The 22,672-nt window shown below is 62.4% G+C and carries 17 protein-coding genes; 8 read left to right on the plus strand and 9 right to left on the minus strand.

Translation table 11 applies throughout. The annotated features are described in order from the left end of the window. Window positions 1–782: 782 nt before the first annotated feature. Both ACQRAG_RS08085 and ACQRAG_RS08090 read left to right on the plus strand, forming a co-directional pair. A complete protein-coding gene (locus ACQRAG_RS08085) occupies window positions 783–1,796 on the plus strand; it encodes a hypothetical protein (RefSeq protein ID WP_427804087.1) in 1,014 nt (337 codons plus the stop codon). A gap of 16 nt (window positions 1,797–1,812) precedes the next feature. After that, window positions 1,813–3,417, plus strand: a complete 1,605-nt coding sequence (locus tag ACQRAG_RS08090; protein WP_427804088.1) for a hypothetical protein — start codon at window positions 1,813–1,815, stop codon at window positions 3,415–3,417. Between the two features lie 150 nt (window positions 3,418–3,567). Here the strand turns inward: ACQRAG_RS08090 and ACQRAG_RS08095 are convergent, their stop codons facing one another. Next, the gene (locus tag ACQRAG_RS08095; RefSeq protein WP_302261929.1) at window positions 3,568–4,014 is read right to left on the minus strand and encodes a hypothetical protein; all 447 of its coding nucleotides are present in this window, start codon (window positions 4,012–4,014) and stop codon (window positions 3,568–3,570) included. Between the two features lie 232 nt (window positions 4,015–4,246). On the opposite strand from ACQRAG_RS08095, the gene ACQRAG_RS08100 reads away from it, so the two are divergent. The 3 genes from ACQRAG_RS08100 to ACQRAG_RS08110 all read left to right on the plus strand — a co-directional run bounded on the left by ACQRAG_RS08100 (window position 4,247) and on the right by ACQRAG_RS08110 (window position 8,492). Next, the gene (locus ACQRAG_RS08100; protein ID WP_297160429.1) at window positions 4,247–5,530 is read left to right on the plus strand and encodes a bifunctional folylpolyglutamate synthase/dihydrofolate synthase; all 1,284 of its coding nucleotides are present in this window, start codon (window positions 4,247–4,249) and stop codon (window positions 5,528–5,530) included. Then, window positions 5,527–6,927 (plus strand): L-seryl-tRNA(Sec) selenium transferase, encoded by a 1,401-nt coding sequence (gene selA / locus ACQRAG_RS08105; protein ID WP_204674831.1) that lies wholly within the window; start codon window positions 5,527–5,529, stop codon window positions 6,925–6,927. The genes ACQRAG_RS08100 and selA overlap by 4 nt, the downstream gene beginning before the upstream one ends. A gap of 167 nt (window positions 6,928–7,094) precedes the next feature. After that, a complete protein-coding gene (locus tag ACQRAG_RS08110) occupies window positions 7,095–8,492 on the plus strand; it encodes an aminopeptidase (RefSeq protein ID WP_204626266.1) in 1,398 nt (465 codons plus the stop codon). Between the two features lie 619 nt (window positions 8,493–9,111). Here ACQRAG_RS08110 and ACQRAG_RS08115 read toward each other — a convergent pair. Next, window positions 9,112–10,263 (minus strand): MltA domain-containing protein, encoded by a 1,152-nt coding sequence (locus tag ACQRAG_RS08115; protein WP_168935674.1) that lies wholly within the window; start codon window positions 10,261–10,263, stop codon window positions 9,112–9,114. On the opposite strand from ACQRAG_RS08115, the gene ACQRAG_RS08120 reads away from it, so the two are divergent. The 3 genes from ACQRAG_RS08120 (at window position 10,258) to ACQRAG_RS08130 (ending at window position 13,120) form a co-directional block, all read left to right on the plus strand. Beyond that, entirely contained in the window at window positions 10,258–10,680 is a 423-nt protein-coding gene (locus ACQRAG_RS08120; RefSeq protein WP_168935673.1) for an acyl-CoA thioesterase, read from the plus strand. The two genes, ACQRAG_RS08115 and ACQRAG_RS08120, sit on opposite strands and share 6 nt — an antisense overlap. Before the next feature lie 53 nt (window positions 10,681–10,733). Next, window positions 10,734–10,985: a hypothetical protein gene (locus ACQRAG_RS08125; protein WP_168935672.1), complete on the plus strand. Its 252-nt coding sequence runs from the start codon at window positions 10,734–10,736 to the stop codon at window positions 10,983–10,985. Window positions 10,986–11,056: 71 nt separating this feature from the next. Continuing rightward, window positions 11,057–13,120 carry an elongation factor G gene (locus ACQRAG_RS08130; protein ID WP_204626176.1) on the plus strand — a complete coding sequence of 688 codons (2,064 nt, stop codon included), beginning with the start codon at window positions 11,057–11,059 and terminating at the stop codon, window positions 13,118–13,120. Between the two features lie 477 nt (window positions 13,121–13,597). Here the strand turns inward: ACQRAG_RS08130 and ACQRAG_RS08135 are convergent, their stop codons facing one another. The 7 genes from ACQRAG_RS08135 to ftsH all read right to left on the minus strand — a co-directional run bounded on the left by ACQRAG_RS08135 (window position 13,598) and on the right by ftsH (window position 22,532). Beyond that, entirely contained in the window at window positions 13,598–15,130 is a 1,533-nt protein-coding gene (locus ACQRAG_RS08135; protein ID WP_168935670.1) for a DnaA ATPase domain-containing protein, read from the minus strand. A gap of 345 nt (window positions 15,131–15,475) precedes the next feature. After that, window positions 15,476–16,348 carry a UTP--glucose-1-phosphate uridylyltransferase GalU gene (gene galU, locus ACQRAG_RS08140; protein ID WP_168935669.1) on the minus strand — a complete coding sequence of 291 codons (873 nt, stop codon included), beginning with the start codon at window positions 16,346–16,348 and terminating at the stop codon, window positions 15,476–15,478. Window positions 16,349–16,474: 126 nt separating this feature from the next. After that, window positions 16,475–17,827: a phosphoglucosamine mutase gene (gene glmM, locus ACQRAG_RS08145; RefSeq protein WP_168935668.1), complete on the minus strand. Its 1,353-nt coding sequence runs from the start codon at window positions 17,825–17,827 to the stop codon at window positions 16,475–16,477. 32 nt (window positions 17,828–17,859) lie between these two features. Further along, window positions 17,860–18,789, minus strand: coding sequence for a CdaR family protein (locus tag ACQRAG_RS08150; RefSeq protein WP_006006470.1), 930 nt, complete (start codon window positions 18,787–18,789; stop codon window positions 17,860–17,862). Further along, window positions 18,776–19,510 carry a diadenylate cyclase CdaA gene (gene cdaA / locus ACQRAG_RS08155; protein WP_168935667.1) on the minus strand — a complete coding sequence of 245 codons (735 nt, stop codon included), beginning with the start codon at window positions 19,508–19,510 and terminating at the stop codon, window positions 18,776–18,778. The genes ACQRAG_RS08150 and cdaA overlap by 14 nt, the downstream gene beginning before the upstream one ends. Window positions 19,511–19,672: 162 nt before the next feature. After that, on the minus strand, window positions 19,673–20,557 hold the full coding sequence (folP, locus tag ACQRAG_RS08160) for a dihydropteroate synthase (RefSeq protein WP_427804170.1): 885 nt from the start codon (window positions 20,555–20,557) through the stop codon (window positions 19,673–19,675). Window positions 20,558–20,561: 4 nt separating this feature from the next. Then, entirely contained in the window at window positions 20,562–22,532 is a 1,971-nt protein-coding gene (gene ftsH / locus ACQRAG_RS08165; protein ID WP_304025723.1) for an ATP-dependent zinc metalloprotease FtsH, read from the minus strand. Between the last annotated feature and the right edge of the window lie 140 nt (window positions 22,533–22,672).

Consider the following 22,672-nt stretch of genomic DNA (forward strand, 5'->3'; position numbering starts at 1 on the left):
ATTCTTCTAAGCTCTTGGCCGGGGGTTCGAATCCTCCCGGGCGCGCCACCAGAAAAGTAAGACGGTCACGGGACTTCCTGTGACCGTCTTTTTCTTTTTCGTCCTCTGCTCATCCCGTCGACAGGCGTAAGCACCTTTTCCTGTGCCCAGCTTTTGAGAGTGCTCCATACCTCCCCCAATTGGAGATGATTCATACATACGGAAAAAGTCGCATAGGCTGCCATATTTTTCCATGTTATGGAACATCGATTTGCCATATCGCAATATCTGCAATGAACACACAACTATAATCATAGCACTATATTATCCATCATGCCCCATCAACTTGCTTGATTTCCAGAAAGCAATTATATAATTTATGAACAAGGATAATTATTTTTATATCCAACTTAAATAACAGTGCAAATTACATCAATATATACCAGTATGCCTAATTTCGAATGTACCCGTTGCGGTGCCTGTTGCAGCCATCTCAGAGCATTTGGCGACCTTTATTCTGACCTCGATAACGGACGAGGAGTTTGCAGATTTTATGATCAAAAGAGTCATCTTTGTTTATGCTATGAACATCGACCTCTCAAATGCCGCGTTCGTGAAGGCTATGTTTTCTTTAGCAAAACCATGTCGTTCGAGGAGTATATCCTCAAAACACGGCAAGGCTGCCTGTATCTGAGGGAATTATCAGGGCAGCTTCCCAGTGACCTTGAGAAGCATGAAGTCGACGACAGCATTTTTTCATCAAGCTGCATAACAGACGAAAACTATCAATAAGGAGGTACGCCATGCCACTGCCCCTCATTCCTGTTCTCATTGGTGGAGCCGCGCTGCTCGCCGGGGGATATGGTGTCAAAAAAGGGCTCGATGCCAAGGAAAACTTTGACCGGGCGAAGGATATCTCGGCAGATGCCCAAAGGATCTATGATGATGCCGTGGAGCGTCTGGAAGATGTCCGGGAAGAAACGCAGGCCAGTCTAGAGGACCTGGGGAGAAAGAAGATCTCCATCCATAAAAAATTCTTGCTGCCATTTATCGAAACGGCTCAAAAAATAAAGAATATCGAGCATAACGACGACTTTGATTTTGATACCGAAATTTGTATTACGGCAGACTTAGCAGAGATCCAGCAAATCTCTCTCGAGATTTCTAGTGTTCTTGCAAGCGGCGCTGCGGCGCTTTCAAGCGGTGCCCTAGCTGGCTTTGGTGCCTTTGGTGCAGCTGGCGCTTTAGCTTCGGCCTCTACAGGTACGGCAATCAGCGCTCTTAGCGGTGTTGCGGCAACTAATGCCACCTTGGCATGGTTCGGCGGTGGCGCGTTGGCTGCCGGAGGCCTGGGAATGGCGGGAGGGACTGTTGTCCTTGGCGGGATAGTGGCTGCTCCAGTTCTGGCTGTAGGAGGACTCGTCCTGGCGTCCAAATCGGAGGAAGCCATCGAAGACGCCCGTTCCAACCTCAGCAAGGCCAAGGCTGCGGCCGAATCCATGCGTGCTGCCTGCACAGGAGCCCAGGCCATCATGGATGCTGCCGATGAGCTGCGGGACGTCATCGAAGAACTGACCCCCTATTGCTATGCATTCAATCGCAAACTCCAGGCAGTAGTGAACGAGGAAATAAACTACAGCATTATTAAAGAGGATCCCCAGAACAGGTTTGTGGTAAAAACATCCTTCGAGCTGGCCAAAACGGTCTCGAACATCCTCAAAACCCCTCTCTTTGATGATTCTGGTGCTGTCACGCGGGAACTCCGCACGCTTCTGAGAAAAAATACATCGTTTTTGCGACAGCTTGCTTTGATGTAACTCGAGGAGGATCCTTGTGAGCTCTGTAGTCCATCTGCTAGACCCCCCGGACATCCTTGAAGCTCCCTCACAGCAAATGGCGCTTCCCAAAGGGGTACTTCAAGACGTGGCTGATGAGGTCGGGAAACAGTTACTCCGGCGTTTCATGTCTGCCTTTGGCAGCAAGCTGGCCCTTGCTGACGGTGTGGCACTGTATTCCAATCAGGTTTCTGCCTGCCGATCCGTATACAATGTCACCCACAACAAGGATGGCTCCCCTAACAAAAATCCTGTCGTACATGGCTTCATCTTTGAATCCTTAGCAGTGGGAGAGCAGAACCGCGATGCGATCATCGAAAACACAGGCGTGAACTACGACCGTGTGGATGATCTGTATTACAAAAAATGCAAAGATGGAGAAGAATTGCCGCATAAGGATCTGGATTCTCTTGCGACGTTCAACAATGCCTATACGGATGTCGTTGGCTATGATGAAAACGGAATCCAGCAAAAACAGCAACTCAAAGTCATAAAAGATACGCGGGGGTTGCTGGAAGAGCGTTATACCACTTCCCAAGATGCACAGGCACCGGATGTGATCCTTGTGCCTGCGGATGATTACGAACACCACAAGGCCGAACTGGAGCGCATGGCGTGCAGCCCGGATGAAGAGCTGGCAGCTCGGGCCAAGGCGGCTCTTGCCAAATTGCGTAAAAGCTCCCTGACCCGTGACCAGATTAAGACGCAACAGGCTGCCTATACCCATGTGGCGATGCAGACGGTAAAGGACGGGGTCTGCCGGGCCGGCGAAAGGTCCATGCAAGGCATACTGGCCGAAGCGGGCATGCTGGTCATCGGTGGGGCTGTCTGGGAATTGCGGGATGCGGCGACGAATCCTTCAGAGCTCACCATCTGGCAGCGTTTTGAGCGTTTCCTAGGCATCTTCTGGAAAAAGCTGATCTCAAGTGCTGTGTTACGTGCCGGCAAGGAGTTCGCTCTTGAGGCTTTGCACCTCCTCTTTGGCGTATTGCGAAGTGTCTTCAAATCTGCAGGGGCTCTGCTCTCCACCCTCGCCAAGGGCATCTCGACGGTTTGGGAATCCATATATGACTACCTTACCGGCAAAATAGAAAGCTTTTCCCAGCTAGTCTCAATCATCCTGAAGACACTGACGACTATAGGTATAGGCACACTTGCCTTCACGCTGGAACAACAGCTGACAGCCTTTGGCATCCCCGGGATGCTGAGCGGTCTGATGGCAGCAGCACTGGCAGGCGTCGCTATCGTCTTTGCCAATCACTCCATCGACGCGACGATTTTCACGCTGACGAACCTCTTTTCCCGTGCCGATGCCTCCCGGCTCCGCCGGGAACAGATAGAAACTGTCTGCCGCGAAGCCATTCCCCGCTTGCGCATGCAGAGAAGGGCCCTAGAAGCTTCCTTGCAGAAGTATTATGCTGAACGGGCGCGTCTGTTCAGATCTAACTTCACTGACCTGCGAGAAGCCCTGGCTTCCCGGGACAGCATGCGGACCTGCATGGCACTAGAATCCCTCAATCAGGCCTTCGGCTGTACGCTTGGCTGGAAGACCGACAAGGAATTCGATGAAATGATGGAGAGCGACGCCCCGCTCATCCTCTGACTTCTTCCACGAAATCCGAGCCTCCCGGCATGTTTCTCCAAAAGAAAGGCGGTCACATGGTTCGCATGTGACCGCCTTTCTGAATATCCCTTTGCGATCCCGCTCCCGTTTTTCGAGCACAAGAGCCGCTGACGTACTATAACAACTTCTTCACACAGCCTCTTTCTCCAGCCGGTACAGGGTCAGGCCGTGCGGCAGGGGCGTCTCTTCACTGACGGTATAGCCCAGCCACAGCAGGGGCCGCAGATCCGCGGCATCCCGTGCCGGGAACAGCAGTTCGCGCCGGGCCTCGGGCAGCAGGCTTTCCATCTGCAACAGCAGCATGGTCTCCACATACTGTCCCTGCCATTGCGGATGCACCAGCAGCTGGGCCAAATGCTGTCCGCCGTCCACTTCTCGCCCGCCTACGGCACCCACCATGGTGTCGTCTTCCATCAGGGCCCGCAACACCACGCCGTGAGCAAAAAAATCCTCCAGCGAATCTCCGGCCGTCTCGGGCAAAGGCTGCCCTTCCGGCAGCAGACGCGCCCGCACCATTTCCTGCAACTGTACAAGAGCAGCCAGATCTTCCCGGCCGGCCTTTTCAAGACGGATCATGCATAGCCTCCTTTTCGGAATCCAGCCTAGCAAGGGAATGGGACTGCCGCAAGCAGCCCTGTCTGCAACAGGCATCACTATGCTGCCCGATCCCCCGGCCACCAATTGCAGTCAGTACGCGGCAGCAGCCACAGGCATAAAATATTTTTTTCGTACGGCCATCCTGCGATGGAACGTTTTTCCCCTTGGCGCAAGCGCTGACAAGGACAGGGAATTGTGGCATGGTCGCGGCATGAAGACTGCAAAGCATTTCACGACCATCGACCAGATCTGGGAACACCTGGACGGTCTTGGTTTCTTCCACATGGACCTGAGCCTGACGCGCATGGAGACCGCCCTCTCCCGCCTGGGCCTTTCCCGCCCGCCCTTTGTGGTGGCCCAGATCGTGGGCACCAACGGCAAGGGCTCCACGTCCGCCTTTCTGGACAGCCTGTCCCGCGCCCACGGCTGCCGCACCGGACTCTATACCTCGCCGCACTTCCTTTCCCCCTGCGAGCGCATCCGCATCGACGGCGTCCCTCTGCAAGAAGACCTGTGGCCCGGGCTGGCTACGGAAGTCTACGCGGCGCGACCGGACCTGACCTATTTCGAATTCCTGACCGTGCTGGCCATACTGGCCTTTGCCCGTCAGGGCGTGCAGCTGGCCGTCATGGAGGCCGGGCTGGGCGGCGCCCATGACGCCACCACGGCCCTGGCCAGCGACCTGACCTGCTTCGCGCCCGTGGCCATGGATCATGCCGCCATCCTGGGCCCCACCCTGCGAGACATCGCCCTGGACAAGTGCGGCGCCATCCGCCCCCGCGTGCCGGTGGTCAGCGCGCCCCAGTTCCCGGCTGCCGAAGAGGTCCTGCGCCGTCAGGCCGAACGGCTGGCCGCTCCCCTGCACATCGTCGAGCCCCTGCCGGGCAACATGCCGCTGGGGCTGGCCGGGCCGCACCAGCGCATCAATGCCGCCGTGGCCCTGCACGCCTGGCAGGCCCTGGCCCCGCGCCTGCATGTGACGCCGCGGCCCGATGCCGTGGCGCGGGGACTGGCCCGGGCCTTCGTGCCCGGCCGTTTGCAGTCCGTGCCCGCCACGGACCAGCATCCGCCCCTGCTGTTGGACGGCGCCCACAATGCCCACGGCATGGCCGCCCTGCTGGCCCATGTGCGCCAGTCCGGCCTGCGCCCGCGTGCGGCCATCTATTCCTGCCTGGGAGACAAGGACTGGCACCCGGCCCTGATGCTGCTCAAGCGGGCCCTGGGTGACGCACCGCTCTTCATCCCGGCCCTGCACAACGAGCGCGCCGCCGACGCCGCCCAGGTGGTGGCCGCCGCCAACGCTGCGGCCCCGGCCCATGCCACCCTGCTGCCCGACGTGCGCAACGCCCTGGATGCCGTGCGCGACCTGCCCGGCGACGACAGGGCTCCGGTCATCATCAGCGGGTCCCTGTACATGCTGGCGGAATTTTACGGCCTCTACCCCCACCTGCTGGAACAGCCCGCCTCCGCCCGGGGCGCCAAGGAGGACGCATGAACCACCTTTTCCGTGCCCTGCCGTCCATGGACGCCAGTCTGGATGCCCTGCTGACGGCGGACAAGGCCCTGCACGACCTGCCCCGCCCCCTGCTGCGCGAGGCCGTCACGGATTTCTGGAACAGCCGCCGCGACGACATCCGCGCCGGTCGCGTACAGGATGCCGCCGAACTGGCCCTGGAGGCCTGCCTGCCCGAGCTGCTGGCCTTCGTCCGCCGCAAGACGGCGCCGCGCCTGCGTAATGTCATCAACGGCACCGGCGTGGTCATCCATACCAACATGGGACGTTCCGTGCTGGCCCGGAGTGCCCAGGAGGCCGTGCGCCGGGTCATCTCCGGCTACTGCAACCTGGAGCTCGACCTGCACAGCGGCGGACGCGGCAGCCGCTACGTCATCATCGACGAGCTGCTCCAGCGCCTGACCGGCGCCGAGGCCGCCATGGTGGTCAACAACAACGCCGCCGCCGTCCTGCTGGTGCTGGATACCTTCTGCAAGGGCGGCGAGGTCATCGTCTCGCGCGGGGAACTGGTGGAGATCGGCGGCAGCTTCCGCATCCCGGAAGTGATGGAAAAAAGCGGTGCCCGCCTGCGCGAAGTGGGCGCCACCAACCGCTGCCACCTGCACGACTACGCCGCGGCCATCAACGAAGACACCCGTGCCCTCATGCGCGTGCATACCTCCAACTACCGCATCGTGGGCTTCCATTCCGCCGTGCCCCTGCCCGATCTGGCGGCCCTGGCCCGGGAACACGGCCTGCCCGTCATCGAGGATCTGGGCAGCGGTTCCTTCATGGACTTTTCTTCCGTGGGCCTGCCCAACGAACCTACGGTGCCCGAAGTGGTGGCCGGAGGCGCCGACGTGGTGACCTTCTCCGGCGACAAGGTGCTGGGGGGCCCGCAATGCGGCCTCATCGTGGGCAGCCGGGAGCGCATCGAGGCCCTGAAAAAGAATCCCCTCACCCGCGCCCTGCGCTGCGACAAGCTGACCATGGCCGCGCTGGAAGCCACCCTGCGCCTTTATTGCGAGCCCGAACGCGCCCGCCGCGAGATCCCGACCCTGCGCGACATCTGCCGGGACCCCAAAGACCTGGCCCGTGCCGCCCGCTCGCTGGCCGCCCGGCTGCGCCGCGCCCTGGGCCCCGCCTGCCGCATCAGCCTGCGCCCGGATGTTTCCCGCGTGGGCGGCGGCGCCTTCCCGGAACGCGACCTGCCCACCACCCTGGTCTGCCTGGAGCCCGCCGCCATGAGCGCCACGGCCCTCAAGCAGGCCCTGCTGGATACCACGCCGCCGGTGCTGGGCCGTCTGGAAGAAAGGAGCTTCTGCCTCGACCCGCGCACGCTCCTGCCCGAAGACCTGCCGCGCCTGACGGCCCTGCTCAAACAGCTGCTGGCCGGCTAGAACATATTTCCGCCCGCACCCCGCTCCACAGCGCCATGCGGGCCATGCTTCCCGGCCATGCACCGGCCGGAGCATCACGCCCTGCCGCGGCTGCCGGACCTCCGGCCAGTCGGGCACCGGCTCCATGAAAAGGCAGCCGCAGTACCGCTGCCTAAAGGATACTGGATATGAAAAAAGCAGAAACGCCTTCCCTCACCTACAGTCCCCGCAATGCCTGGGACGTGTACACCACCGCCACCCAGAAGCGCCAGATGGACGCTCTGGTCAAGCGGTACATGGATTTCCTCAGCAATTGCAAGACCGAGCGCGAGACCGTGGCCTATGTGCAGAAACGCCTGCAGGAAGCCGGGTTCAGCGAGGACTTCAAAAAGAACACCGTGTTCCGCAACCTGCGCGGCAAGGCCATCTTTGCCGCCCGCAAGGGCAAGATCCCGCTGCAGAAGGGCGTGCACCTCATCGCCGCCCATGCCGACAGCCCCCGTCTGGACTTCAAGCAGCGTCCGCTGGTCGAGCAGCCCGGTGTGGCCCAGGCCAAGACCCACTATTACGGCGGCATCCGCAAGTACCAGTGGCTGGCCCGGCCTCTGGCTCTGCACGGCGTGGTGGTGCTGGAAAACGGCAAGAGCATCAGCGTGGCCATCGGTGAAAAAGCCGGAGAGCCCGTCTTCACCATCGCCGACCTGCTGCCCCATCTGGCCCGCAAGCAAAACAGCCAGACCCTGGCCGAAGTCTTTGACGGCGAAAAGCTGAACATCATCCTCGGCCACAGCCCGGCCCCCACCGCCGCCAAGAACAAGGACATCAAGGAGCCCATCAAGCAGCACGTGCTGGAGCTGCTCAACGCCAAGTACGGCATCCGCGAGGAAGACCTCGTCACCGCCGAGCTCCAGGTCGTGCCCGCGGGCCCCGCCACCTATGTGGGCTTCGACAAGGGGCTGGTGGGCGGCTACGGCCAGGATGACCGCATCTGCGTCTTCACCGCCCTGGAGGCCCTGCTCAACGCCAAGAACACCAACCGCCTCTGCCCCAACATGGCCGTCATGTTCTGGGACAAGGAAGAGATCGGTTCCGACGGTGCCACCGGCGCGGCCTCCCGCTTCCTGCAGTACTGCTTCGAAGACCTGGCCCGCGCCTGGGCCCCGGGCATCCCTGTCTCGCAGGTACTGCTCAATACCCGCGCCCTGTCCGCCGACGTGGACGCCGCCTTCGACCCCGACTTCCCCGAAGTGCACGAAAAGCAGAACGCCGCCCAGCTGGGCCACGGCCCCGTCTGCTCCAAATACTCCGGCTCCGGCGGCAAATACGGTGCCAGCGACGCCGATGCCGAGTTTTACGGCTATGTGCGCGGCCTGTTCAACGCCCGCAACATCCCCTGGCAGCCCGCCGAACTGGGCAAGGTGGACGTGGGCGGCGGCGGCACCGTGGCCCTCTTCCTGGCCGCCTACGGCATGCAGGTCATCGACTGCGGCCCGGCCCTCCTCTCCATGCACAGCCCCTTCGAGCTGGCCAGCTGCGTGGACATCCTTGCCACGGCCGAAGCCTACAAAGCCTTCCTCGAAGGTTAGCCCGCCGCTGCTGAAGCGGCATCATTGAGAGGGGGCGGGGACGTTTTTTGTAAAAACTGTCCCCGCCCCCTCTCAAACTCTCCCCCCCCCCCTGAAAAAACGTCCCTCTGGTCGGCATGGAAGGTCTCCGTCGCCGTCTGGCGGGAGAGACTTCCAGCCCCTGACCGGAGAAAAGACAGTCTGTCATGCCGCCATGTCTGTTGCCTGATCGAAGGGATTCTTGCGGCATGCCCGGCGGAAAGTAACGCGCCGTCGTACATCGCCATATCCGGCAGTACGCTTTTTCTTGCATCTCGCACGCCTGCCTCGCGGCGTAGCAAGACTATCCGCCCTGTATTTTCTGTTTTCCGCCACCGGAAACCCACTGACTAACGCCGCAAAAAACGAAAAGCGGACATCCTGAGGATGTCCGCTTTTCCATTGCCCGCCGGTCAACGACGGGACTTTCCAGAAAGATCATGTGAGCGTTTTTGGGGGAGGGGTGGGGAGCTCGATTTTTCCCGTCGGGAGCGACCGAAGGCGGCCCGCAGGGCCGTGCCCGCTGCGACGGAGGAAGCTACGGGCATCGACAGCAACGCAAAGGAGTTCCCCTCCCCTCGAAGCAGCCTTTCCCCGCTCCCTACCGGGCCACCAGCACCCAGGCAGGGCCGGGGGCATCCAGATGGCTGGCCACGTAATTGGCGCGTTCGGAACCGCCGCAGAACAGGTCGATGCGCCGCTGCTTGATGGCGCCGCCCACGTCCTGGGCAAAGCCGATGCCGCGCAGAGGCAGACTGCCGTATTTCTCATCCGGCACGTTGACGCCAAAGGCCACCACGGCCCCCAGCGGGATATAGCTGCGGTCCACGGCCAGGGAGAGCCATTCGTCCACCACATGGCCCATGGCGCCGGTGGGACCGCGGCTGCCGTAGCGGAAAAAGACGTAGCTGGGGTTCTCGTTGAGGATCTCGCGCACGCGCTGGGGATTGTCCTTGAACCACTGACGCTGCTCGAAGATGTCGCCGCGCTTGAGCAGGCCCTTCTCGCGCATGATGCGGCCCGAGCTCTTGTATTTGTGGCCGTTCTGGCCCGCATAGTTGATGAAGGCCTCGGTACCGTCATCGAAGACCAGACGGCCGGAGCCCTGGATCTCCAGGAAGAAGACGTCCACGGGGTCAGCGGCCCAGGCCAGTTCCAGCCCCCGACCGGCCAGCAGCTGCTGCTCTTCGATCTGGCGGCGGGTATAGTAACGCCCCTTGTGGCGGCGCTTGTACTGCTTCATGTCCGGCGGCAGGGCGTAGATGGCCTGCTCGTAGCCGGGCTTGCGGGTACGGCTGGCCTTGACGCGGGGCTCATAGTAACCGGAATAGGCGATACCGGAGGGGACCTCCACCCACTGGAAGTTCTGGAGGAAGAGCTGCGGTTCGGCATCCAGACGGGGCAGCAGCTCCTGCAGGCGCAGCAGGGTGCGTTCCATGTCGCCCCAGGTCAGGCGCAGGCCGGGACGGTCGATGGCCACGGCCCCGGCGGGCTTGCTCTTGACATAGCGCAGGGATTTCCGCACCGTAGGCGCCATCTCGCGCCACGACTGCAGGTCCTGGTTCCGGGGCGCAAGATGCTCCGTGAAGAATTCGGGCGATTCGAAGCCCACGGCGGGCCCTTTGGGGATCAGGTATTCCTCGTGCGTCTGCCGCGACCCGCAGCCGGACAGCGCCAGGGCGGCCAGCAGCACGGCGCACAGCGCCAGACGCGGGAGCCCCTTCCCCACACGCAAAGGAGTTTTCTGATGCATGACGATTTTCCTTCCCCGGCCATCTGGTTCACCCACCGGATCTCCTACGGTGAAACAGATACCATGGGCGTTCTGTATTATGCGGAGTATCTCCACATCTTCGAGAGGGCGCGCAGCGAATTCATCCGCGCCTGCGGCATGAGCTACCGTGATGTGGAGGAAAAGGACATCATCCTGCCCGTCCGCGAGGCCCAGTGCCGTTACCGTTCCCCGGCCCGCTATGACGATCTGGTGCAGGTCCACACGGCCATCAGCGAATGGGGCCGCGCGTCCATGCGCTTTGTATACGAGATGTGGAACGAGGACAAGACGCGCCTGCTGGCCACGGGCAGCACCCAGCACGCCCTGGTGAACCGTCAGGGCCGTCCTGTGGCCGTGCCGGACTGGCTGCGCGATCTTCTGGGCAACCTGAAATAACGGCGGCCTGACAGCCGAACACGAAAAAAGCCGGGGACATCCCGGCTTTTTTTATGGCATTGGAAAAATTTTTCACAACATTTTTTATTATTTTCTGCCGTGTGCCCATCCGCACGCCACGGCAGGGACGCGGAGGACTCGTACCGGGCACGGATTTTCAGGCTCCCGGGGAGGTGCCTGTCCCCATTCTTGCACAAGCAGCCATCTATTTTGTCTTTCCGGGCGCAGATGTCAAGTTGAGCAAAAAAGTTGGGGCACTTCCCTTTTTGGCCATGTCGGGCTATGGTTTTATTACTACCGTGTGAAAGGTCGCACGTTGCCCTCGTAAATCCGGCGGCCCCGGGCTCGCCATATCGCTTACTAAGGGAGTTTTAGCATGTCCAACCCCGTGGATACCCAACGTACTTACGCACTTGTAGGCACCGGCGGCTGCGGCAAAACGTCGCTGGCCGAGATGCTCCTCTTCAATAGCGGCGCTCTGACCCGCATGGGCGCCATCGAAGACGGTACCACCTGCCTCGACTATGAACCGGAAGAAGTACGTCGTCGCGGCTCCATCCAGCCTGCGGTGGCTACCTGCCTCTGGAACAAGAATCGCCACTTCATGCTTGATATCCCGGGTGACGGAAACTTTACCGGCGACATGGAATGCCTGCTCAAGGGCGTGGACGGCGTCGTCTTCGTGCTGGACGCCGTGGATGGCGTGCGCCCCCTGACCAAAAAATTCTGGAACCTCACCCGCGCCGAAAACCTGCCCGCCATCTTCGTCATCAACAAGATGGATCGCGACCGCGCCGACTTCCAGATGGCCTTCGACGGCCTGTCCACCCTGGGTGTCAAGGCTGTGGCGCTGCAGGTGCCCATCCGTGAAGGCGAGGCCTTTACCGGCTATGTGGACGTGCTGACCGGCAAGGCCTACACCTTTGGCGCTGACGGCGCTGTCAGCGAATGCGATGTGCCCGCCGATGTGGCCGACGACGTGAGCCTGCTCCACGACCTGACCGTGGAAAACATCGCCGAAAGCGATGAAGAGCTCATGGAAAAATACCTGGAAGAAGGCAGCCTGTCTCTGGAAGACCTGCAGATCGGTCTGCGCAAGGGTACCGTGGCCGGTGAGCTCTGCCCCGTGCTGGTCTGCTCCTCCCTGGAAAACAAGGGTGGCGTGGCCGTGCTGGAAGCCATCCAGGCCCTGCTGCCCGCCGCTTCCGAGCGCCCCGCCTTCGTGGACGCCCTGGGCCAGGAACGCAAGCCCGATCCCGACGCCCCCGTGGCCGGTTTCGTCTTCAAGACCCTGGCCGACCCCTTCTCCGGCCAGCTTTCGCTGGTGCGCATCCTCTCCGGCACCATCAATGGTGATGCCACCCTCAAGAACATGCGCAGCGGTGAAAACGAACGCCTGGGCAGCCTGCTCTTCCTGACCGGCAAGACCCAGACCCCCTGCAAGGAACCCGTGGGCCCCGGCGCCATCGTGGCCGTGGCCAAACTGAAGAACACCCGCACCGGCGACAGCCTGTGCGACGAAAAGCAGCCCTTTGCCCTGCCCATGCCCAAGCTGCCGCCGCAGCTCATCACCTACGCGCTGGCTCCCAAGGAAAAGGGCGATGAAGACAAGGTCTACTCCGCCATCCAGCGTCTGCTGGACGAAGACGTCACCCTGCGTCTGGCCCGCGACGAAGAAAACGGCGACATCCTGCTTTCCGGTATGGGCCAGCTGCACATCGAACTTTCGGTGGAAAAGGCAAAACGCCGCTTCAAGGTGGACATCATCCTCAAGACGCCCAAGGTGCCCTATCGTGAGACCGTGCGCGGCAAGGTGCAGGTGCAGGGCCGTCACAAGAAGCAGTCCGGCGGCCGCGGCCAGTTCGGTGACTGCTGGATCGAGATGGAAGGCCTGCCCCGCGGTTCCGGCTATGTCTTCGAAGACGCCATCGTGGGCGGCGTGATCCCCCGCCAGTACATCCCCGCCATCGACAAGGGCATCCAGGAAGCGGCCGCCCGCGGTTTCCTGGCCGGTTGTCAGGTGGTGGACTTCCGCGTCAAGGTCTACGACGGCAGCTACCACACCGTGGACTCCTCGGAAATGGCCTTCAAGGTGGCCGGCTCCCTGGCCTTCAAGAAAGCCATGGAAAGCCTCAAGCCCGTGCTGCTGGAACCCATCGTGCTGCTGACCGTCTCCGTGCCTGACGAATGCATGGGCGACGTCATCGGCGACCTTTCCTCGCGTCGCGGCAAGGTGCTGGGCTCCGACTCCGCCGCCGGTGTCACCGAGATCAAGGCCCACGTGCCCATGAGCGAAGTGCTGCGCTACGCTCCCGACCTGCGCTCCATGACGGCCGGTCAGGGCTTCTTCACCATGGAATTCGCCCACTATGAAGAAGCTCCCCAGCCTGTGGCCGACAAGGTCATCGCCGAACACCAGAAGGCCGTGGCCGGCGAATAAGCCCCAGCCTCTCTCCTGTTGATCAAGGGCCACCTGCTCCGTGCGGGTGGCCCTTTTTGTTTACGGGCGTTCTTCCACAGGTCCCCTGCAGCGCACCGAGGAATGCAAGAAAGGGGAAACATTCCCCGGAGTGGACGGAAGAGGAATGCAACAAAGGGACATCGCCCCAGAACGGAGGACGCAGCCACAGCGCTGTCTGAACAGCAAAAATGCGAAAAGAGCCACGCCATCCAGGCAGGATTCCTGCCCGTTCCAGAGCCGAAAACATCGTGACACAGCCCCGGGAGCGATGACCGCACCGTGTCCGGCAAAGCGCCCTCGGCATCCCCCCTGCCCTTCCCCGTATCAGGTGAGCCAGAGCCGCAGCAGCGATGGGCAGGGATAGAGCCTGACGGCACCGGCTGCCCCTTCCCGCAGGCAACAAAAAAGGGAGGACATCCGCGGATGTCCTCCCTTCGCAAAAATCAGGCGTATCGTTTACAGGGAAAGCAGGCTGGGGGCCGCATGACGGGCCGCAGGGACCTTGCCTGCCAGGCTCATCTCGGGCCGGATGCCCGCATTGCGTTCGATGAGCTCCACAGCACGGGAGATCTGGCGGCCGACCCTGGACTCATTGGCGATCTCGCGTTCCAGGGATGTGATGCCCTTGATGACCGTGGAGTGACGGCGGTTGAAGCGCTCGCCGATCTCCTTGAGGGACATGTCCGTATGCTTGCGGGCCAGATAATAGATGGTATTGCGGGCCAGCACGTACTGCTGTTTGTGCGAACGGGATGCCAGCTGGCGTTCGTTGAGGCCGTAGCTCTCGCAGACCAGGCGCACGATGGAGGCGAAGTCCGGACCACAGTCCACGGTGGCGTACTGCTGCAGCACTTCCAGCGCCAGCTCGGGATTGAGCCCGCAATTGAGCATGCGCGCCTTGAACACCAGACTTTTGAGGCAGGATTCCAGCTGGCGCACGTCGCCCTGCAGGCGCCCGGCCAGCAGATCACAGACCTCGTCAGGCAGCAGCACCTGAAAGCTCTTGGCTTTGCGCTCCAGGATATGGCGGCACATTTCCGTATCGGGCCGCTCCAGAGGCGACACGATGCCGGAGCAGAAATGGGAGACCAGCTGGCTGTCCAGTTTTTCCAGCTCGCGCGGAGAAAAGCTGCTGGTGAAGATGGCGCGGCCGCCGCGATCCTGCAGGCTCTTGATGACGGTCAGGACCATGTCCTGCATCTTTTCCTTGCCCTGGAGGAAATGCACGTCTTCCAGCAGAAGCACGTCCAGATCGCGCAGACGGGCACGAAAGCTCTCCACATCGTTGCTGCGCAGGGCAGCCACATAGCGCGACGCCAAATCCTCGGCGGAAAGGTAGGCCAGACGGGCCTGACCGCCCTGCTCCTGCACGGCACGGCCCACGGACTGCATGATGTGGGTCTTGCCCAGGCCGGAGGCCGAGCTGACGAACAGCGTCTCCACACAGCCGCCGTCATGGCAGATGTCCTTGGCCGCAGCCACGGCCATGGCGTTGCAGGGGCCGACCACGAAATCGTCGAAACTGAAGCGCCAGCGCTGACGGGTACGGGGGCGCAACGTGGGGGCAGGCAGAGGCAGGGAACACTGGCTGGGCTGCCAGAGGGGCTGGGACGGACGGGAAGGCGCCGTATGGAGAGGCGTTGCGGGCGCCTCATGCACGGGCTGCGCCACGGGCGCGGCGAGAGGAGCCGCAGCAACGGCGGCAGGGGCAGCGGGCGCGGCAGGAGCGGGAGCAGCACCCTGACAGGAGATACGGATATCGATGTTCTCCGGCGCCACCTGCAACACGGGCGCGGCAGCGGAGCGCAACGTATCCTGCATGCGGTCACGCAGCCAGCGGGCCACATATTCGCTAGGTGCGGCAAGGCACAGGCTGTTCCCCTCGATATGGGCATCCAGGGGATGGATCCACACCTTGAAGATGCCGGGATTGAGGACACCCCTCAAATTTTCAGAGATCTTCTGCCACTGCTCTTGCATGCCTGTCATTGCCCGCCCATGAAAAATGCCGGTACGCGGGTCATGGTCAGCCATGCCCGCTCAAAAATGTCTCGCCCCGTTGGTGCTGTTGCGATGTCGCCGTCCGTCTTTCGGCGAAGCGCCCGCAAGGATGTAGTTTTTTCGCGTTGTTCTGTCAACATATGGCGAACGGGAAGACCAGGCCTTTCGCGCCTGCTGCCGCCATGCGGGCATCCCTGCCCTCTATCCTCTGTGGACGCTTGTGAGATTCTGCCCTTTTTTTCCCCATACTGCAAGCCGGAAGAGCCGCCATGAAAAAGAAAGGTCGTTGCCACCGGAATGACAACGACCTTGGGATCTTGCAGATATCGATGTTTACTTGAACTGCACGAAATTCTTGAGCAGCCCCAGCAGTTCGTAACGCAGGGATTCATCCTGCAGGGCGAAGTAGATGTTGGCGCTCAGGAACTCGGCCCAGTCACCGGCGTCGAAACGCATGCCGGCCATACGCACGGCCATCATGCCGCGGTCCTTGGCCATGGCCTGCAGGGCGTCGGTGAGCTGGATCTCGCCGCCGTGGCCCGGTTTGACCTTTTCCAGATAGTCGAAGATGTCCGGGGTCAGCACATAGCGCCCCACGATGGCCATGCGGGAAGGCGCGTCCTCGCGCTTGGGTTTTTCCACCATGTCCCGCACGCGGTACACGCCGGGGGCCACTTCCTCGCCATCGATGATACCGTAACGGCTCACCTTTTCCCACGGCACTTCCATGACGCCGATGACGGGCATCTTTTCGGCCATGGCCACTTCGATGAGCTGGCCGATGCCGGGCACGCCGCTGAACATCAGGTCGTCGCCCACCATGACGGCAAAGGGCTCGTCGCCCACCAGTTCACGCGCGCACAGCACGGCATGGCCCAGGCCCAGCTGGCGCTTCTGGCGCACGGAAAGGATGTTGACCATCTCCGCCACGCGGCGCACTTCTTCCAGCTTGTCCAGCTTGCCGGAACGCTCCAGCAGGTCCTCGAGCTGAAGGTTGTGGTCGAAATGGTCTTCGATGACGTTCTTGTCGCGGTTGGTGACGAAGATCACGTCCTTGATATGGGCACGCTGGGCCTCTTCCACAACGTACTGGATGACAGGCTTGTTGTAGATGGGCAGCATTTCCTTGGGAATATTCTTGGTTGCGGGCAAGGAACGGGTCCCCCAGCCGGCCACAGGGATAACAACCTTACGAATATCCTTCATGTTCTCCTCCATCATGGCACGCCCGTCACGGGCCGTACCTGGGACATGGTTCTTGACGAAAGTATGTCGCGGGTCTGCCGCGGCAGCTCCCGGAACGAATCAGCTCCTCCGGGGAGAGGACAAAAACTAGCGAAGTTCGCGGCTCACCACATCGGCCAGATCGCGCGCGTAGCGGACGACCTTGTCTTCATCTTCGGCCTCGACCATGACGCGGCACAGGGCCTCGGTGCCGGAGTAACGCAGCAGCACGCGGCCGCGACCGGCCAGGGCCTTTTCCACATCGGCCACGGCCTTGCCGATGGCGGGGCGCTCCTCGAAGGGCAGCTTCTTTTCCACCCGCACGTTGATGAGCTTCTGGGGGAAGAGGTGCAGCAGGCCCGCCAGCTCGGACAGGGGCTTTTCCTTCTCGCGCACGATGCGCAGCAGCTGCAGGGCCGCCAGCAGACCGTCACCGGTGGTGCTGTACTGGCGGTAGATGAGATGCCCGGACTGCTCGCCGCCCAGCATGGCGCCGGTCTTGCGCATGGCTTCCATGACGTAACGGTCGCCCACCTTGGTGCGCAGCAGCGTACCGGCGCGTTCCTTCATGAAGATCTCCAGCGCCAGGTTGCTCATGGCCGTAGCCACCAGCATGTTGCCGGGCAGTTCGCCCCGCTCCATCATGGCCTGGGCCCCCAGGGCCATGAGCTGGTCGCCGTCCAGGACGTTGCCCTTTTCATCCACCACGATGAGGCGGTCGGCGTCGCCGTCCAGGGCCAGGCCCACGTCTGCGCGCACTTCGCGTACCTTGGCGGCCAGGGTCTCGGGATGCAGGGAACCGCAGTGGTCGTTGATATTGGTCCCGTTGGGGCTGGTCCCCAGGCGGAAGACTTCCGCCCCCAGTTCTTCCAGGGCCAGCGGGGCCACCTTATAGGCCGCACCGTTGGCGCAGTCGATGACGATACGCAGGCCGGACAGGGTCAGATGGGCCGGGAAACAGCTCTTGGTGTACACGATGTAGCGGCCGCCGGCGTCTTCGATCTTGCTGGCGCGGCCGACCCGGTTGGAATCGGGATAGGGCCAGCGCATGTCGGGATCGAGCACCATGGCCGAGATCTCGTTCTCCACCTCGTCAGGCAGCTTGAAGCCGTCGGCGTCGAAGAATTTGATGCCGTTGTCCGAATAGGGGTTGTGCGAGGCGGAGATGACCACGCCCAGATCCGCCCGCATGTTGCGGGTCAGGAAAGAGATGGCGGGCGTGGGCAGCGGGCCGGTCATGATGACGTGCATGCCGGCGGCGCACAGGCCCGCCGTGAGGGCGGACTCGAACATGTAGCCGGACAGGCGGGTATCCTTGCCGATGACCACGCGGTGCTGGTGCGAGCCTTTGCGGAAGCGCACCCCGGCGGCCAGGCCCAGACGCAGGGCCACATCCACGGTCATGGGATAGATATTGACAGGGCCACGCAGGCCATCAGTGCCGAAAAGACGTTCTGCCATGTGTTCTCCTTGCCGGTGCCATGCGCCGGAGGCTACTTCTTACGGGTAATGGTAACGCTGTCGAATGAGGGATTCAAGATGGTCATGCCTTCCGGCAGCTGGATGCGCGGCTCTGCCGTGCCCTTCTGCCCCGGCTCCAGCGCCGGCGGGACGACCATCACTTCCAGTCGTTTGAGATAGGACGAATTGCGGGCCAGGGCTTCGGGCACCTCCACCATGACTTCCACATGGGAGGGCTCCACCGTGAACTGCGAGGCGTTCTGGGCCTCCACCGAGATCTTGCACCGGCGGGAGACCACGGTGCGGCCGCTGGTGATGGTGTACTGCACCTTCACCGAGGCGGGGTTGGAGGTGACCAGGCTGGGGGTATCCAGCAGCAGGGTCTGCTCCACAGTGGTGCCGGCGGCCTTGGGATCCAGCCGGATGCCCAGCGGCAGGTTGTTGATGGACGAGATGACGCCTTCCGGCCCGCGCAGGGTGACGGATGCCGGGGACACGGTCACGTTCTCCACGGTCAGGGCCCCGCTGCGCAGGGGGGATTCCAGCACGGCCCGGATGGGCACGCTGCGCTCGGCCAGGGTATCGGCCGTGATGACGATGCGGGGCGGCTGCACGTCCACCAGCTCGAAGGCCCGCAGACTGGGGCCCATGTTGTCCGAGGTCAGGGGGACGATGGTCGTGCCCTTTTTGATATTGGAAAGATTGATGGCTTCCGTCAGGCTGCGCGACGAAATGGAGCGCAACAGGATCTCCGGCCCGCGCAGACGCACCTGCACCTTGCTGACAAGACCGTCCGTCACCACCAGCCCGGAGGGGATGCCGTTGTATTCGATGCCCACTTCCAGCTGGACTTCCAGACGGTCGCGCACGCTGACCACATACCACATGCCCACGGCCACGGCAAAGGCCACGAGCAGGGAAAGGAGATGGGGGGCCTTGCGGCTGTTCTTAGAGAATATCATTGAGCACCTGCCTCAAGCGTGTGGCATCGAGACTGCGGACGAGCTCGCCCTTCATGGCCACGGAGATCTCGCCGCGTTCTTCCGAGACCACGACCACCACGGCATCACATTCCTGCGTCATGCCCAGGGCGGCGCGGTGGCGCGTGCCGAACGACTGCCCCTTGGCCTCGGCCAGGGGGAGGATGCAGGCGGCGGCCGTGATGCGCCCCTTGCTGATGAGCACGGCACCGTCATGCAGCGGCGCCTTGGGATAGAAGATGTTCATGAGCAGCTGGCGTGACAGCAGGGCGTCCACCCGCACGCCTTCGCGCTTGATCATGTCGTCCAGCCGGGTGCCCCGCTCGATGACGATGAGGGCCCCCACACGCAGGCGGGCCATCTCCACACAGGCCATGACCACTTCTTCCACGGCCGAATGCTGCAGCGCACGCTTGCGGAAAAGGTTGTTGGTCCCTATCTCGCCCAGTGCCTGCCGGATGTCGCTCTGGAAAATGACCACGATGAGCAGGAACAGGGAGCTGAAGACATGCTGCAGCAACCAGGTCAGGGTATACAGCGCCATGCTGCGCGAGATGAAATACAGCAGGGTCAGCAGCCCAAGACCGGTCAGCACCGTCAGGGCACGCGATCCCCGCAACAGCTGGATGACCTGGTAGAGCAGGAATGCTACCAGCAGGATGTCCAGCGCGTCACGCCATTCAAAAACCACATGTTCCAGCACGGTCCCTATCCTTGGGCATCAGAAAATCCCCTTCCACGCCATGGGATGGCGTCCCCCCTTGCCGTCTGCCGCATCACGGATGCCGGGCAGCCGGCGCGCAGTATAAAAACAAGCGCACGCCGGCGCAACAGACAAATATCCCCCGTGCGGCCGGGCCGGGCATCAGTCCCCGCAGGCCCCGGCGGGATCACGGAAGGCCGCGGCCAGCGTGAGCGTCTGGCGCGTGGCGGCCACATCGTGCACACGATGCCAGAACAGGCCCTTTTCCCAGAGCATGGCCGTAGCCACCTGGGTGGCGCAGCCCCGTTCCTGGGTGGTGAGGCCCAGCAGCTGCCCGAACATGGACTTCATGGACAGGCCCATGAGCACGGGCCGTCCGAAGGCGAGCCAGTCTTCCGCATGGGCCAGCAGCTCCAGATTATGGCGCAGGGTCTTGCCGAAACCGATGCCGGGATCCAGCACGATGTGCTCTTCCGGCAGACCGGCGGCGGTCAGACGGTGCAGCTCGCGCTCGAAAAAGGCCATGACCTCGGAACGCACGTCCGTATAGCGGGGATCCTTCTGCATGACGTCCGGTCTGCCCTGGCTGTGCATGAGCACATAACCCGGCTTGTACTGGACGAGCACGTCCAGCAGGCCGGGATCGAAGGCGCAGGCCGAAATGTCGTTGATGATCTGCACGCCCTCTTCAAGCACGGCAGCCGCCGTGGCCGCATGGTAGGTATCCACGGAGAGCATGACGCCGGGGATCTCCCGCCGCAGTTCGCGCAGCACGGGCATGAGACGCAGCAGCTCCTGCTCAGGCGTCAGGGCCTGTGCGCCGGGCCGGGAAGATTCCGCCCCCAGATCGAGGATGTCGGCCCCTTCCGCATGCAGGCGCATGGCGTGGGCCAGCCCCAGATCCGCGGAATCGTGCGTGCCGCCGTCATAGAAGGAGTCCGGCGTCAGGTTGACGATGCCCATAACGCCAAAGGGGGCAGAGGTCGTCACCGCCCCGCCCCCAAGACACAGCCAGGAGCCGCCCCAGCGGGACGGCTCCTCAGACATATGGTTATTGCTTGCGCTGTTCGTTTTCATCGTTGTCCTGCGTTCTGTTGCCCGTATCGACATCGCCCTGCTCCGCCTTTTCGGGAGCGGATTCAGCAGCCTTGTCCGCCTCGGGCGCCGCGGCGTCCGTGTCGGCCGGATCCGGCTCCAGCACGAAATCCCCGGCAGGAGCGGCCTTCACCGGCTTGCCGTTGGCGTCCAGCGGCAGCAGGGGCTTGTTCTCCATGAGCAGGTCCAGCTCTTCGCCGCTGATGGTCTCACGTTCCAGCAGCGCCTGCGCGATGCGGTCCAGGGCCGCACGGTTGTCTTGCAGCAGCTTGACGCAGCGGGCGTGGGCCTCTTCCACGATGCGCTTGACTTCGGCGTCCACCAGGCGGGCGGTCTCTTCGCTGTAGTTCTTGTTCTGCACCCATTCGCGGCCGATGAAGACTTCTTCACCGGTCTCACCGATGGACAGGGTGCCGATGGCATCGCTCATGCCCCACTCACAGACCATCTTGCGGGCCATGCGGGTCACGCGTTCGATGTCGTTGGAAGCGCCGGTGGTGATGTCGTCAAAGACGATCTCTTCCGCCACACGGCCGCCCAGCAGCACCACCAGGTTGTTGCGCAGGTAATTGCGCGAGTAGCCGTGGCGGTCTTCCTCGGGCAGCTGCATGGTCAGGCCCAGGGCGCGACCGCGGGGGATGATGGTGACCTTGTGCACGGGATCGGAACCGGGCAGCAGGCGGGCCGCCAGGGCATGGCCGCCTTCGTGGTAGGCCGTGATGCGCTTTTCCTCATCGGAAAGGATCAGGCTGCGGCGTTCGCGGCCCATGAGCACCTTGTCCTTGGCGTATTCGAAGTCGTGCATGTCCACCTTGGTGGCATTGAGCTTGGCGGCCTGCAGGGCGGCTTCGTTGACCAGGTTCTCCAGATCGGCGCCGGAGAAACCCGGCGTACCGCGAGCCAGGGTATCCAGATCCACATCGGGATCCAGAGGCGTACGCTTGGTGTGGACCTCGAGGATACGGCGGCGGCCGCGCAGGTCAGGCGTGGGCACCACCACCTGACGGTCGAAACGGCCGGGACGCAGCAGGGCCGGGTCCAGAACGTCGGGACGGTTGGTGGCGGCCAGCAGGATGACGCCCTCGTTGCTCTCGAAGCCGTCCATTTCCACCAGCAGCTGGTTCAGGGTCTGTTCGCGTTCGTCATGGCCACCGCCCAGACCGGCGCCACGCTTGCGGCCCACGGCGTCGATCTCGTCGATGAAGATGAGGCAGGGGGCGTTCTTCTTGCCCTGCACGAACAGGTCGCGCACACGGGAGGCACCCACGCCCACGAACATCTCCACGAAGTCCGAACCGGAGATGGAGAAGAAGGGCACGCCGGCCTCACCGGCCACGGCGCGGGCCAGCAGGGTCTTACCGGTACCTGGAGGGCCCACCAGCAGCACGCCCTTGGGGATGCGGCCGCCCAGACGGGTGAACTTTTTGGGGTTGGACAGGAATTCCACCACTTCGGACAGTTCGTCCTTGGCTTCATCCACACCGGCCACGTCCTCAAAGGTCACACGGGCCGAGTCCTGGTTGAGCAGGCGCGCGCGGGAACGGCCAAAGCTCATGGCCTTGCCGCCGCCACCCTGCATCTGGCGCATGAAGAAGATCCAGACACCGATGAGCAGCAGCATGGGGAACCACGACACCAGCAGGGTCATGTACCAGGGCTGTTCTTCCGGCGGCTGGGCCTTGACTTCCACCTTCTTGTCCAGCAGGCGGGACACCAGCTCATTGTCACGCGGGGCATAGGTCTGGACGGAGGCACCGTCCGGTCCGCGCCCGATGAGGGTGTTGCCCTGGATCTCCACAGAGCTGATCTGCCCGCCGTCCACACGGCCGATGAAATCCGTGTAGGACACCTTCTGGGCCGAGCTTTGCGGCTGCTGGAACATATTGAAAAGCATGACCATCGCAAGGACTATGGCAGCCCAGAGCATCAGGTTGCGACTAAACTGATTCAATTCGGCCTCCACTACAGAGCGGTAAAGCGTTGTGCTGATGGCGCACCGGTCTGCGCCAAGCAGTCAAGGTACTCTGACCGGCGGCAGGGTGTCAATCGACACCGGTCAGGGATCAG

Source organism: Desulfovibrio sp. SGI.230 (assembly GCF_050313065.1).
Taxonomy (GTDB): Bacteria; Desulfobacterota; Desulfovibrionia; order Desulfovibrionales; family Desulfovibrionaceae; genus Desulfovibrio.

Coding starts and splice junctions, on each gene's coding strand:
- ACQRAG_RS08125 (WP_168935672.1), top strand. CDS start 10,734: ATGGCATTGGAAAAATTTTTCACAACATTTTTTATTATTTTCTGCCGT.
- ACQRAG_RS08110 (WP_204626266.1), top strand. CDS start 7,095: ATGAAAAAAGCAGAAACGCCTTCCCTCACCTACAGTCCCCGCAATGCC.
- ACQRAG_RS08115 (WP_168935674.1), bottom strand. CDS start 10,263: ATGCATCAGAAAACTCCTTTGCGTGTGGGGAAGGGGCTCCCGCGTCTG.
- ACQRAG_RS08100 (WP_297160429.1), top strand. CDS start 4,247: ATGAAGACTGCAAAGCATTTCACGACCATCGACCAGATCTGGGAACAC.
- ACQRAG_RS08130 (WP_204626176.1), top strand. CDS start 11,057: ATGTCCAACCCCGTGGATACCCAACGTACTTACGCACTTGTAGGCACC.
- galU (WP_168935669.1), bottom strand. CDS start 16,348: ATGAAGGATATTCGTAAGGTTGTTATCCCTGTGGCCGGCTGGGGGACC.
- selA (WP_204674831.1), top strand. CDS start 5,527: ATGAACCACCTTTTCCGTGCCCTGCCGTCCATGGACGCCAGTCTGGAT.
- ACQRAG_RS08085 (WP_427804087.1), top strand. CDS start 783: ATGCCACTGCCCCTCATTCCTGTTCTCATTGGTGGAGCCGCGCTGCTC.
- ftsH (WP_304025723.1), bottom strand. CDS start 22,532: ATGCTCTGGGCTGCCATAGTCCTTGCGATGGTCATGCTTTTCAATATG.
- folP (WP_427804170.1), bottom strand. CDS start 20,557: ATGTCTGAGGAGCCGTCCCGCTGGGGCGGCTCCTGGCTGTGTCTTGGG.
- ACQRAG_RS08120 (WP_168935673.1), top strand. CDS start 10,258: ATGCATGACGATTTTCCTTCCCCGGCCATCTGGTTCACCCACCGGATC.
- ACQRAG_RS08150 (WP_006006470.1), bottom strand. CDS start 18,789: ATGATATTCTCTAAGAACAGCCGCAAGGCCCCCCATCTCCTTTCCCTG.
- glmM (WP_168935668.1), bottom strand. CDS start 17,827: ATGGCAGAACGTCTTTTCGGCACTGATGGCCTGCGTGGCCCTGTCAAT.
- ACQRAG_RS08135 (WP_168935670.1), bottom strand. CDS start 15,130: ATGACAGGCATGCAAGAGCAGTGGCAGAAGATCTCTGAAAATTTGAGG.
- ACQRAG_RS08095 (WP_302261929.1), bottom strand. CDS start 4,014: ATGATCCGTCTTGAAAAGGCCGGCCGGGAAGATCTGGCTGCTCTTGTA.